The following is an 11,805-nucleotide window of genomic DNA, read 5'->3' as shown; positions in this document are numbered from 1 at the left end:
GCCTGATGGCAACTCGTGGAGAGCCGGATGCGGTGAAAGTCGCACGTCCGGTTCGGGGGAGCGACATCGGGGAAACGACCCGGGGCAACCCGGGCACCGCGCCCCGTGTCGACTCCTACTGGGCACATCACGGCGAGACCAAAGTGGACAATACCGTGCTCTTATGTTCCATACACCACAAGGTCATCCACCGATCCGAATGGGAAGTTCGCGTCGCCAACGACGGACTCCCCGAATTCCTGCCACCCGCCTGGCTCGACCCTACCCGCACCCCACGACGGAACACCATCCACCGAACCTGAGCCGATCGGTGAATAATGGCGGCCGAGGCGAAGGAGGGCCGGTGGGCGACACCGATCCGTACGTGCACATCGGCAGGGACCTGAACGGCGACGCCGCCGTCCGGGCCACGGTGGCGTCGGCCTTCGGGCTGGTGGGCGAACTCCCCGGCGTGGTCACCACGGGATGCGGCCTGCGGGTGCCCCGTGCCAGGACGTCCGGGGTTCCGGACCAGGTCACCTGCCTGGCCTGCCGCGAGCACGCGGCCCGGGAGCATCTGCGCCACGCCGACCAGCTGGAGCGCCTCGCCGGGCAGCCGGGGATGGACCTCGACAGCGCGCGGGTGCGGTCGGCCGTGGTCCGGCACCGCGACCTCGCCACCAGGTTCTCGGGTCTCGGCAGCTGACGGCCGCCGTGGTCAGGCTGTGCGGACGCGCAGCCCCTCGGCGAACCTGAGCGCCGCCGCCAGATCGGCGGGGCCGGGATGTCCCCGGCGGATGCCGCCGACGAGCTTGAACGGAAGCCAGGTGTCGAACCCCGAACACGCGAAGGTGTCGATCACCTCGAAGCCCTTTTGCTCGACGAGCCCGGTGAAACGGCGCGTGTAGGGCCGGAACGACGGTTCCGGCAGGCCCCTGGTGGCGAACACGAAGGCCTTGCCGCGTGCCACGCCCGGCAGCGACCGGACGAACTCGCGCAGCCGGGGATGGAAGTCCAGATGGAAGATCCCCGAGCCGAACCCGACGAGGTCGCAGGCGGCCAGCTCGGCCGGATCGGTCTCCTCGGGGGCGAGGACGGGGGCGCCGATGACCTCGCCCATGACCTCGGCGATCCTCTTCGTGTTGCCGTGGGACACGGAAGTGCAGACGATGACGGCCTTCATGACGATGTTCCCTTCGGTTCGGGACGCGGCCGGTCGAGCGCGCGGAGCACCTCGGCGGCACGCAGCTTGTCGGGGTTGCGGACCGCGTAGAGGCCGGTGATGCGGTCCCCGGACAGCTCGACCATCAGAACGGAGTCGAGTTGTCCGCCGGAGCGGAACAGGACGGCGGGCAGCGCGTTGAAGGTGCCGAACTCGGCGCGCATGCCCGCCATGCTGGTCCCGGCCAGCCCGATGACGTAGCGGGCGACCCGCTCGGCGCCGGTGATCGGGCGGCGCGCCGCGGTGACCCGCCCGCCGCCGTCGGAGATCTGCACGACGTCCGGGGCGAGCACGTCCAGCAGGGCCCCGACGTCGCCGGTGCGGGCGGCCAGGCGCGGGCGAGCCCGCGTTCGATCCGCGCCCGGCTCGGCGCGGGCAGCCATCCGGCGACCGACCGCGAAACCAGCTCGACCGTCAGAGACGGGTACCGGTAGGAGATTTCGGCGGCGCTTTCGATCCCGGTCAGCCCGCCGCCGACCACCACGACCCGCGCCTGCGCGGGCAGCCGCCGCAGTCGTGTGCGTACCGTCTCGGCGTCACCTAGGTCCGCGGCGCCCAGCGCCGTCCCAGGCGCGTCCCGCGCGGCGGTGCTGCCCACCGCGTAGAGCAGGAAGTCGAAGCCGAGCTCGGCGCCGTCGTCGAGCCGCGCCGAGCGGTCGGCGATCGACTCGACCGTGCCCACCCGCAGCCGCACGTCGCGGCGCAGCAGCCCGCGCACCGGCCGCACGGCGTTCGTCCCGCCCGCCGCGTGCTCGTGCAGCCGGATCCGTTCCACGAACTCCGGCCGGGGATTGACCACCGTCACGCTCACCTCCGGTCCGCCCGCCGCCGCGAGCCGGTTCGCGGCCATCACCCCGGCGTATCCCGCGCCGACGACCAGCACCCGAGCCATCACCGTCACCTCCGTCCGATTCGGCCACTACCCCTGGGGACACCGCCCGGACGGCGAGCGTGACACCGGCCTGCTGTGTTCGCGGTCACAGCGGGCCCCGGCCACGCGCTCTGATTTTTCTCTGAGAAATCGGGGCAATCATGACCACGTCTCCTGATCGAGTGACGAAGCGAGGCGATCGCGTGAGCAGCGCAGCTCTGGACCACCTGATCATCGGCGCCGGGCCCGCGGGGACCCAGCTCGCCTACTTCCTCGACCGGGCGGGCCGGGACTACCTGGTGACCGAGGCCGGGGAGACGGCGGGCACGGCGTTCCGGACCTTTCCCCGGCACCGGCAGATGATCTCCATCAACAAACCGCGCACCGGTTCCGAAGACGCGGAGCGCAACCTGCGGATGGACTGGAATTCGCTGCTTTCGGACGATCCGGAACTGCGCTTCACCGCCTACACCGGCAAGTACTTCCCGCACGCCGACGACTACGTGCGTTATCTGGCGGACTTCGCCGACGCGCACCGGCTGAACATCCGGTACGGCACCCGGATCACCCGGCTGGAGCGCGACGGCGACTTCGTCGCCACCACCGCGGACGGCACGCGGATCACCGCGAAACGCGTCGTGGTGGCGACCGGGTTCGGCCGCTCCTTCGTCCCGGACATTCCCGGGATCGAGGCCACCGAGAGCTACTCGGACGTGTCGGTGGATCCGGAGGACTTCACCGACCAGCGCGTGCTGATCATCGGCAAGGGCAACTCCGCCTTCGAAACCGCGGACAACCTCAACGAGCACGCCACCCGCATCCACGTGCTCGGGCCGAGCGCGCTGAAGTTCGCGTGGCGCACCCATTTCATCGGGCATCTGCGCGCGGTGAACAACAACTTCCTGGACACCTACCAGCTCAAGACGCAGAACATGGTGCTGGACGCGACGATCGGCCGCATCGAACGGCGCGGCGGCGAGTTCCACGTCACGCTGACCTACGCCCGGCGGCCCAAGACGGTGACGCTGGTCTACGACCGGGTGATCACCTGTACCGGGTTCGCGCTGGACTCCTCGATCTTCGGCGCGGGCGCCCGGCCCGAGCTGACCATCAACGACCGGTTCCCGAAGCTCACCGCGGAGTTCGAGTCGGTGAACGTGCCGGACCTGTACTTCGCGGGCACGCTGACCCAGGTCCGTGACTTCAAGAAGTACACCAACGCGTTCATCCACGGCTTCCGCTACGGCGCCCGCGTGCTGAGCCGGGTACTGGCCCACCGCTACGACGACGCGGCGTGGCCGTACCGGGAACTGCCGGTGGACGCGGGGAAGCTCGCGGACTCGCTGCTCGACCGGCTCAACCACACTTCCGCGCTGTGGCAGCAGTTCGGCTACCTGTGCGACTTCGTCTCGGTGCCCGATGGGGAGTCCGTCTCGCGCTACCACGAGGAGATGCCGTTCGACCTGCTGCGCGAGCCGGGTTACGGCGCGGTGGGCGAGGTCGTCACCGTCTCGCTGGAATACGGCGCCGGGCACTCCGCGATCGATCCGTTCGACGTCGAGGCCGGTCGTGCCTGGGAGGCGGACCCGGCCAACGAGGACCGTTACCTGCATCCGGTGGTGCGGCACTTCCGCGACGGCGAGCAGATCGCGGTGCTGCACCTGCCCGAGCAGCTCTACAACGAATGGACCGACGAGGACGAGTACCGGCGGCCGTTGCGCGAATTCGTCGCGAAGGCGATCGGCGAGGCGATCGCGTGAGCACGGAAAGGCCGTTGTTCGCCATTCGCGAGTTCGAACGGGCGGCCCGAGACCGCCTCGACCCCGTCCACCACGACTACTTCGCCGGTGGCGCGCAGGACGAACACACGGTGCGGGCCAACGAATCCGCCTTCGCCGCGATCAACCTGGTGCCGAGGGTCCTGCGTGGCGCCGAGCCGCCGTCGCTGGAGGTGAACCTGCTCGGCTGCTCGGCCACGATGCCGGTGCTGCTGGCGCCGACCGCCTTCCACCGGCTCGCCCATCCGGAGGCCGAGCTGGCCACCGCGCGGGCCGCCGCCGCGGCGGGGGTGATCATGACCGTCGCCATGCTGTCCACCGTCGCGGTGGAGCGGATCGCCGAGGAGGCCCGCGCCGTGCTCGGCGGCGCCGATCCCGGGCTGTGGTTCCAGCTCTACCCGCAACCGGACGAGGAACTCACCCGCGCGCTGGTGCGGCGGGCCGAGTCGGCGGGCTGCCGCGCGCTGGTGGTCACCGTGGACTCGGCGGCGCTGGGGCGGCACGAGCGCAACGACCGCAACGACTTCCACCAGCTGCCCGACCACGTCCAGTGCGAGAACCTGCGCGGGCTCGGCGGCAGCGACTCCGGCGACGTGCGGCGGGTGACGCTGTCGCCGGAGATTTCCTGGCGGCACATCGAAAAGCTGCGGGAGATGACCCGGATGCCGATCGTGCTCAAGGGCGTGCTGCACCCGGCGGACGCCCGGCTCGCGGTCGAGGGCGGGGTGGACGCGATCTTCGTGTCCAACCACGGCGGCAGGCAGCTCGACACCACCCCGGCCTCCATCACGCAGCTGCCGCTGCTGGCCGAGGAGGTCGGCGGGCGCGTCCCGCTGTTGCTCGACGGCGGTGTGCGCCGCGGCACCGACGTGGTGAAGGCGCTGGCGCTGGGCGCCGACGCGGTGGCGCTGGGCAGGCCGATCGTGTGGGGCCTGGCCGCCGACGGCGCGGACGGGGTGGCGAAGGTGCTCGGCCTGATGCGATCCGAACTGGACAACGCGCTGGCGTTGTGCGGGGTGGCCACGCCGAAGGAGATCACCCGCGATCTGGTTTCGCTGCCGTGAAACCTGCGGAAATCGTTGTGTGGAAAGAACAATCCCGACTCAGTGAGGTGCAGCCCCGATGACCGTGCCCAACGCCGGCGAAGCCGTCGACGACATCGACGAGGTCGCCGAACTCCTCGCCGAAGCGCGGCTTCGCCGCCCGAACAACGCGCCGCACGACCGGTTCCTGACCTCCTACAAGGCGCGGATGCTCTACAAGTCGGAGATTCTCCGCCCGCCCGCGGTGCACGGGGTGAAGGACGCGGTGGACCTGCACTGCCACGCGCACGAAGGCCAGCAGGACGCGCTTTCGATCGCGAAGCTGGCGTCGGCCAGTGGGATGAAGGGCCTGCTGTTCAAGAGCATGCCCGGGATGAACCGGCCCGAGCTGTCCGGGCCCGCCGAGGCCGTGCGCGCGGTCGAAGGCCCGCTGCGCAGGTGGGCCGACGAAATGGAGATCGAGCCGGTCCGGTTGTGGCCGGGCTGGATCTGCACCGACACTCGCGGCCTGCCGATGCTCGAAGCGGCCCGCGCGCAGCTGGCGACCGGGATCTCGGCGATCTGGCTGCCGGTGTTCCGCAGTGCCAACACGTTGAGCAAGGTCGGCGGTAAGGCGATCTGGTTCGACAAGGACGCCGATCCCACGGCCTGGAGCGATCCGCTGCCGTGGGAAAAGGCGTTGGAGGTCGGCAACTACACGCTCGACGAGCACGGTGCGCTCAAGCCGGAGTACCGGGAGCTCTTCCGGATGGCCGCCGACCACGACGTGATGATCTCCTTCGCACACGCCACGCACCGCGAAATCGAGGCGATGGCCGAGCAGGTGCGCGAGCTGAACATCACCAAGGCCGTCGTGGATCATCCGTTCAGTCCCTTCCTCGACCTTTCGACCGCGCAGATGAAGGAACTGGCCTCGGCCGGGGTGTACCTCAACTTCACCTACGACGAGATCTCGCCGCTGCTGGGTGTCGACCCGGCGGTGATGTGCCGGACCATCCAGGAGATCGGCACCGATCAGGTCACGCTGTCCAGCGACGCGGGCGAACCGCTGTTCCCGAACACGGTCGAGGCGCTGCGGCTGCTGATCGCGCACATGCGGGCGTTCGGCCTGACCGAGGAGGAGATCCACGAGGTCAGCTCGGTGAACCCGTCGAAGGTTCTTAACGCGGTATGAGGAGCAATGCCTGGAACTGAGGGGGACGAGCGCCCCAATGAGGTTTTCTCAGTAGCGGCGGGGTGCTGAAGGACGCTTTCAGTGCGTTGGCCGCGCTGAAGGACGCCTTCAGTGCACTGAGCGCACCGATGGCGTCCTTCAGCACACCCGGGCGCCGGAACTCGAGAACCGGCCACAACGCTCACAAGTCCTCGCCACACGTCTGAGTTCCTGGCGTCGAGTGTAAGGAGATCGATGTCCTATCTGCCTTCTCTGCCCGAGGATGCGGTGCTGACGGACGTTTTCCGGGCTTACCCGGAAGCGGTCGGGCCGCTGATCGACTATCACCGGATCGTGCTGCGCGGCCCGTCCGTGTTCACCCTCGCCGAGCGCGAGCTGATCGCCGCCTACGTGTCCGGGCTGAACGCCTGCCGGTACTGCCATGGCGTGCACGGCGCCACCGCGGTGGCGTTCGGCCTCCCGGAGGAGCGGCTGACCGCGCTGCTCACCGACCTGGACACCGCGCCCGTCGAGGACCGCTGGAAGGTGCTGCTGCGCTACCTGCGCACGCTCACCCTCACCCCGGCCCGGCTGAGCAAGGCCGACGCGGACGCGGTGCTGGCCGCGGGCTGGGACGAAAAGGCGCTCTACGACGCGGTTTCGGTGTGCGCGCTGTTCAACTTCATGAACCGGCTCGTCGAGGGCCTCGGCATCACCGCGGACCAGCCGTACTTCGCGGCCGCGGCCCGGCGGTTCGTCGAGGACCCCGACTACGCCGGTTACGGTAACGCGGTCACTCCGCCAGCCGGCGGCGCACCTCGGGCAGCACCTCCTCGCCCAGCCGTTTGACGTTGGCCAGCACGCTGTCGTGCTCCCCGGAGACCTCCACCTGGCACAGCACCCGGCGGGCGCCCGACTCGCGGATCTGGCCGACCAGCCGCTCGACGCAGACCTCGGGCGGACCGACCGGGTGCGTGGCCAGCGCGGACTCGGTCAGCCCGTCGACGATCCGTTCGCGCGGGGTGGCCGGGTCGACCCGGCGCGGCACGTCCAGCAGCGGCTGGTACCGCTCGTTCGCCAGGACGAACTCCCCGGCCGCCCGGCGCATCACCCGGCGCGCCTCCTCGCTGTCGTCGGCCACGTGTGTGAACAGGGCCATCCCGTGCGCGTAGCCGTTGGCGGGATGCCCCGCGGCCGCGGCGAGGCGGGCGTGTTCGGCGATCATCCCGGCCTTCGTGGCGGGGTCCTTGTCGAAGAACAGCAGCATCGGCAGCCCCCTGGCCGCGGCCAGCTCCACCGAGGCGGGGGAGTTCGCGGCGACGTAGACCGGGGTGTGCCGCCCGGCCGCCGGACCGGGCTCGGGGGTGACCTCGCGGAAGCGGTACAGGTCCGAATCCGCCGACACCGGCCCGGCCAGCGCGGCCAGCGTCAGGTCCAGCGCTTCGGAAAGCCCACGCCGCCAGTACTCGACGCCGCGCCCGATCACCTCGTAGTCGACCACCGGCTGCGCGCGCCCCACGCCGAGGTCGAACCGGCCGCCGGACAGGTGATCCAGCAGCGCGGCCTGCTCGGCGACGTGCACCGGGGAGTGCAGCGGGAGCACCGTGACCGCGGTGCCGACCCGCACCGCGGCGGTCCGGCCGAGCAGGTAACCGGCGAAGATCAGCGCGGACGGGTTGACCCCGAACGGCACGAAGTGGTGCTCGGTCACCCATACGTCGTCGAAACCGGCCGCCTCCGCGGCCTGCGCGGTGGCGACCCCGCGCGCCAGCACCTCGTCCGCCGTCTGCCCCTCGTACCGGCTGGTGAACACGAACGCGCCGATCCGGATTCCGTTCTCATCACTCATGAGGTCATCGTCGGGCACCGGCGAGCCCCGGTGCTTGGACGAATGGGAACCCGGCGACGGCTCAGGCGCGGGCACGGCGGCGGACGGTGCGCTCCAGGATGCCAAGGGTGGCCCTGAGCGCGGATTCGGGGACGACCGGGAAGACGAGGCGTGATCGCCAGTGTTCGCCGACCTCCGACCAGTCGTAGTACGAGGTGACGAGGGTGCCGCCGTCGGCGGGCGCCAGGCGGTAGCCGTAGACGTGCCGGGCGTGCGGCCGGAGCCTGCCCTCGACCGTCCAGGCGATCTCCGCGTCGGGGAGAAGCTTGGTGATGACGACCTCGACGTCGTACTTGCCGAGCGGGACGTCCCCGAGCGCTTCCCGGTCCATGTGGACGAGGAACCGGTCACCGGGTTTGGTCACCGGCTCGCCCTCGGCGTCCAGGAGCATGCCCGACGCGTCGATGTCCACGTGGCCCTTCGGATCGGTCAGTACCGCGAAGACGGCCTCGGCCGGGAAGGGGACGAGCCGGGACACCTCGATCCGTTCGGTGCCTTCGCCGGGGGAGGCCGGTGTGTCGGGCAGGCGGGCGAAGGGCTCGGTGTCGCTCATCGTGCTGGTTCCTTTCGAGATCGTGGGTCGGCCGCTCGTCGGCGGGCCGATGAATCGACGATAGCACAGATAATCGATTATCGTCCGGATCGTCTATGCTGCCGGGATGCCGCAGACGGATCTCACCTGGCCGGGCAAGCGGATGCTCTCCGAGCAGGTCTACGTCCACCTGCGGGACGCGATCCTGCGCGGGGAGCACGCCCCCGGCGCCGCCCTCAAACCGCAGGACCTCGCCAGGGAGCTGGGCGTGAGCCTCGCCGTCGTGCGCGAGGCGCTCGTTCGGGTGGTCGGCGAAGGACTCGCCGATCGGCTGCCCAACCGCGGCTTTGCCGTTCCGGCCTTTTCCGACCGTCGCTGGCAGGAGATCGCCGAGGCCCGCCGGACCATCGAACCGGTCGTGCTGCGCATGTCCGTCGAACGCGGCGACCTCGACTGGGAGGCCAGGGTGCGGGCCGCTCATCACCGCCTGGTCCGGACCCCGGTGTACGAGCAGGAGGAGAGCGAGTACTACGGCGCCGAGTGGTCCGAGGCGCACCGGGTCTTCCATCGCACGCTCCTGGAAGGGTGCGGAAACCCGGTGCTGCTGGAGACCTTCGACCGGCTGTGGACCGCGAGCGAGCTGGCCCGCCGTCTTTCCGCGCGCCGCACTCCCGGCCGGGACCATCTCGGTGAGCACCGCGAGCTGGAGCGTGCCGCGCTCGACCGCGACGCCGACGCCGCGGCCGCGGCGCTGGCCGGGCACCTCGCACTGACCGCGACCGGGCTGACCGGCGGCGAACCCGGGTGAGGAGGGAAAACCGGTTGGCGACCGGGACGATGATCGGATAGACCGGGGTGTGCCCTTGACCGTGGAACAGCACGACCTGACCCTGCGCCCGATCACCGGACGCGAAGAACTCGGCCTCTTCAACCGTTTTCCCTACGTCCTCAACGAAGAGCTGGCGGACGATCTCGCCGACGGACGCCGGCTGCCGGGCTGGATGTGGGTCGCCCTGCGCGGGGACCGCCCGCTGGCCAGGCTCGCCTGGTGGGGCCGGGCCGGGGAGCGGACGCCGTCCGTTTTGGACATCTTCGACCTCGCCGACGACGCCGCCGAAGTCGGCGACCGGGTGGGCCTCGGCGAGCGGCTGCTGCGGACCGCGCTGGCCGAGGTGCTCCCCGAGGGCGCCCGACGTCCCGAGTACACCCGCTTCGTGCCGCCCGACTGGCGCGAGGGCGAGGAGAACAGACGAGCCGTCGAAGACCGCATGGCCGCTCTGGAACGGACCGGCGCCGCCCTGTTCGTCGAACGGCTGCGCCTGGAATGGCGTCCGGGAACGCCGGTTCCCGCGCCCGGCGGGCGCCTGGCGTTCCGGCCGATCCGGGACACCGAGGAGATCCTCACGCTGATGACCCGCGTGCTGGCGGGGACGCTGGACGCGCACAGCAGGGACGACCTGACCCGGATGTCCGCCCGGGAGGCGGCGGTCCGGCACTTCGAAGAGGAACTCGCGGTCTACCGGAGCCCGCGGGACTGGTGGCGGATCGCGACGCTGCCGGACGGCGAGCCGGTGGGTTTCGTGACCCCGGCCCGCAACGACTACAACTTCGTCATCGGCTACCTCGCCGTCCTGCCCGAGCACCGGGGCAACGGCTATATCGACGAAATCCTCGCCGAGGGCACCAGAATCCTTGCCGCACAGGATGTTCCGCGCATCCGGGCGGCCACGGACCTCGGCAACACGCCGATGGCGAACGCGTTCCGCCGGCTCGGTTACGTCAACTTCGAACGCGCGATCACCATGACGTGGGACTGACCATCGCGCCGGTTCGACGGCGTCAGCAGCGCGGGCTGACGCCGTCGAACGACGCGCAGTTGTCCTGGTCGTACGGCGAGGTCTGCCACTGCTCCGCGGTGAGCGTCCTGGAGGTGTCCCCGGCGACGAACGTCCACGGCCCGCGATAGGTGTTGCTGAACCAGTAGTTTTCCTGGTCGTGGGTGATCGCCTGCTGCACGGTCGTGCCCTTGTAGGGCGACCACGGCGGATAGGTGCCGTAGTTCGACAGCACCGCCATCCGTCCGCAGCGGCCGGTGACACAGCCGATCCGTTCGGGGGCGAAGCTGAACGTGTTGTCGTGGATCTCGACCCGTTGTGTCTTCCAGCGGCAGTCGTCGCGCAGCGGCGGGGAAGCGATGTCCGGCGCCGCGCACCGCGCGCGGTCGGTGACGAGCTTCGTGCAGCTGTTGGTGGAGGTGTTGGCGGGGCTGTTACAGAAACGGTCGGCGTTCTCCCACAACGTGATCCCGGCCCAGTTGTCCTCGAACACGTTGTCGTGGAAGTCGATGATGCCGGTGCGCGCGGGCACCCGGGGTTCGCCACCGGATTCGGACACGTACACGGTGCCCGCCGGGAACGCGTCACCCTTGTCGGCGCGGATCTTTCCGGCGACCAGGGTGTTGCGGCGGACGATGTTCTCCCGGAACACCAGGTTGTAACTGATTTCGTAGAACAGCGCTTCGGCGTCGTTGTCCTCGATCAGGTTCTTCTCGACGAGGAAGTCGTTGTTGTTGGTGTCGGCCCACAGCCCGGCGCCGTGGTTGTGGTGGACCCAGTTGCCGCGGACGTCGGCGCCGTCCACGACCCAGAACTTGACGCCACCGCTGCATCCGCAGCCGGGAGCGCGCTTTTCCCAGTCGTCGGTGTTGTTGCCGGAGATCTCGTTGCCTTCGACGATCAGCCCGGTGATCCCGTTTCCCGTGCGATAGGCGTTCATGCCGTATTGGCCGTTGTCCCGCAGACAGCTGTGCCGCACCTCCTGGCGATCACCGGCCATCAGCCCGGCGCCGGTGTTGTGCTGCACGGTGGTGTTTTCGATGATCCAGTGCTCGCCCGAATCGTGGTTGACGACACCCTGGTTCTGTGGCGCGACGAAGTTCTGGACGACCAGGCCGCGGATGACGACGTCCTTGGCCTGCTGGGTGAACGCGGCCCGGTTGAGCCGCTGTCCGTCGAGCACGGCGCCGGGCGCGCCGAGGTAGACGTCGCCGTCCTTCGGGATCACCTGGCCGAACTGGTCACCGGCCAGGGTGTGCGTGCCCGGCGGCAGCCAGAACGTGGTGCCTGGCGGGGAGTCCCGCGTGCGGATGGTCAGATCGCCGGGCACCGCCGGGTCGATCACGACGGCGCCGGGTGGCGCTTCCCGGTCGGCGGCGGGCTGGTGATCGCAGACCGCCCACCCTTCGTCCGCGAGCGCGGACGAGGTCGTGAGCGCCGGGGTGACCAGCGAGCTGAGCAGAAGAATGGCGAGCGCGAAAGCGAAGCGCGACATGCCGCCGAA

13 protein-coding genes are annotated in these 11,805 nt (G+C 70.0%); 7 read left to right on the top strand and 6 right to left on the bottom strand.

The genetic code is table 11. The annotated features are described in order from the left end of the window. Window positions 1-343: 343 nt before the first annotated feature. Window positions 344-685, top strand: a complete 342-nt coding sequence (locus ABD987_RS28965) for a hypothetical protein (protein WP_345400733.1) — start codon at window positions 344-346, stop codon at window positions 683-685. A 12-nt stretch (window positions 686-697) separates the two neighbouring features. On the opposite strand, the gene ABD987_RS28960 is transcribed toward ABD987_RS28965, so the two are convergent. Genes ABD987_RS28960 through ABD987_RS28950 form a run of 3 tightly spaced genes read right to left on the bottom strand, consistent with a single transcriptional unit; the run spans window position 698 to window position 2,093 of the window. Next, the gene (locus ABD987_RS28960; RefSeq protein ID WP_345400730.1) at window positions 698-1,162 is read right to left on the bottom strand and encodes a flavodoxin family protein; all 465 of its coding nucleotides are present in this window, start codon (window positions 1,160-1,162) and stop codon (window positions 698-700) included. Further along, entirely contained in the window at window positions 1,159-1,287 is a 129-nt protein-coding gene (locus ABD987_RS28955) for a hypothetical protein (protein ID WP_345400727.1), read from the bottom strand. Before ABD987_RS28955 ends, ABD987_RS28960 begins: the two co-directional genes overlap by 4 nt. Then, window positions 1,287-2,093 (bottom strand): FAD-dependent oxidoreductase, encoded by an 807-nt coding sequence (locus ABD987_RS28950; RefSeq protein ID WP_345400724.1) that lies wholly within the window; start codon window positions 2,091-2,093, stop codon window positions 1,287-1,289. Before ABD987_RS28950 ends, ABD987_RS28955 begins: the two co-directional genes overlap by 1 nt. A 182-nt stretch (window positions 2,094-2,275) precedes the next feature. Between ABD987_RS28950 and ABD987_RS28945 the strand changes: the two genes are divergently transcribed. The 4 genes from ABD987_RS28945 to ABD987_RS28930 all read left to right on the top strand — a co-directional run bounded on the left by ABD987_RS28945 (window position 2,276) and on the right by ABD987_RS28930 (window position 6,895). After that, window positions 2,276-3,832, top strand: coding sequence for an FAD-dependent oxidoreductase (locus tag ABD987_RS28945; protein ID WP_345400721.1), 1,557 nt, complete (start codon window positions 2,276-2,278; stop codon window positions 3,830-3,832). Continuing rightward, a complete protein-coding gene (locus ABD987_RS28940; protein ID WP_345400718.1) occupies window positions 3,829-4,914 on the top strand; it encodes an alpha-hydroxy acid oxidase in 1,086 nt (361 codons plus the stop codon). The genes ABD987_RS28945 and ABD987_RS28940 overlap by 4 nt, the downstream gene beginning before the upstream one ends. 58 nt (window positions 4,915-4,972) lie before the next feature. Then, a complete protein-coding gene (locus ABD987_RS28935) occupies window positions 4,973-6,067 on the top strand; it encodes a DUF6282 family protein (RefSeq protein ID WP_345400715.1) in 1,095 nt (364 codons plus the stop codon). Window positions 6,068-6,301: 234 nt separating this feature from the next. Further along, a complete protein-coding gene (locus ABD987_RS28930; RefSeq protein ID WP_345400712.1) occupies window positions 6,302-6,895 on the top strand; it encodes a carboxymuconolactone decarboxylase family protein in 594 nt (197 codons plus the stop codon). Here ABD987_RS28930 and ABD987_RS28925 read toward each other — a convergent pair. Both ABD987_RS28925 and ABD987_RS28920 read right to left on the bottom strand, forming a co-directional pair. Continuing rightward, complete coding sequence (locus ABD987_RS28925) at window positions 6,840-7,895, bottom strand: LLM class flavin-dependent oxidoreductase (protein WP_345400709.1); 1,056 nt, start codon at window positions 7,893-7,895, stop codon at window positions 6,840-6,842. The genes ABD987_RS28930 and ABD987_RS28925 overlap by 56 nt on opposite strands. A 61-nt stretch (window positions 7,896-7,956) precedes the next feature. Next, window positions 7,957-8,487, bottom strand: coding sequence for an SRPBCC family protein (locus ABD987_RS28920; protein ID WP_345400706.1), 531 nt, complete (start codon window positions 8,485-8,487; stop codon window positions 7,957-7,959). Window positions 8,488-8,629: 142 nt separating this feature from the next. Between ABD987_RS28920 and ABD987_RS28915 the strand changes: the two genes are divergently transcribed. Both ABD987_RS28915 and ABD987_RS28910 read left to right on the top strand, forming a co-directional pair. Beyond that, window positions 8,630-9,274: a GntR family transcriptional regulator gene (locus ABD987_RS28915; protein ID WP_345400754.1), complete on the top strand. Its 645-nt coding sequence runs from the start codon at window positions 8,630-8,632 to the stop codon at window positions 9,272-9,274. Window positions 9,275-9,335: 61 nt separating this feature from the next. Then, complete coding sequence (locus ABD987_RS28910) at window positions 9,336-10,283, top strand: GNAT family N-acetyltransferase (RefSeq protein WP_345400751.1); 948 nt, start codon at window positions 9,336-9,338, stop codon at window positions 10,281-10,283. 22 nt (window positions 10,284-10,305) lie between these two features. On the opposite strand, the gene ABD987_RS28905 is transcribed toward ABD987_RS28910, so the two are convergent. Further along, the gene (locus tag ABD987_RS28905) at window positions 10,306-11,796 is read right to left on the bottom strand and encodes a right-handed parallel beta-helix repeat-containing protein (protein ID WP_345400703.1); all 1,491 of its coding nucleotides are present in this window, start codon (window positions 11,794-11,796) and stop codon (window positions 10,306-10,308) included. Window positions 11,797-11,805 lie beyond the last annotated feature (9 nt).

Origin of the sequence: Amycolatopsis samaneae (assembly GCF_039541975.1) — a bacterium.
GTDB lineage: Bacteria > Actinomycetota > Actinomycetes > Mycobacteriales > Pseudonocardiaceae > Amycolatopsis > Amycolatopsis samaneae.
Note: the sequence above shows the minus strand (reverse complement) of the source record. Positions and strands in the feature narration are given on the sequence as shown.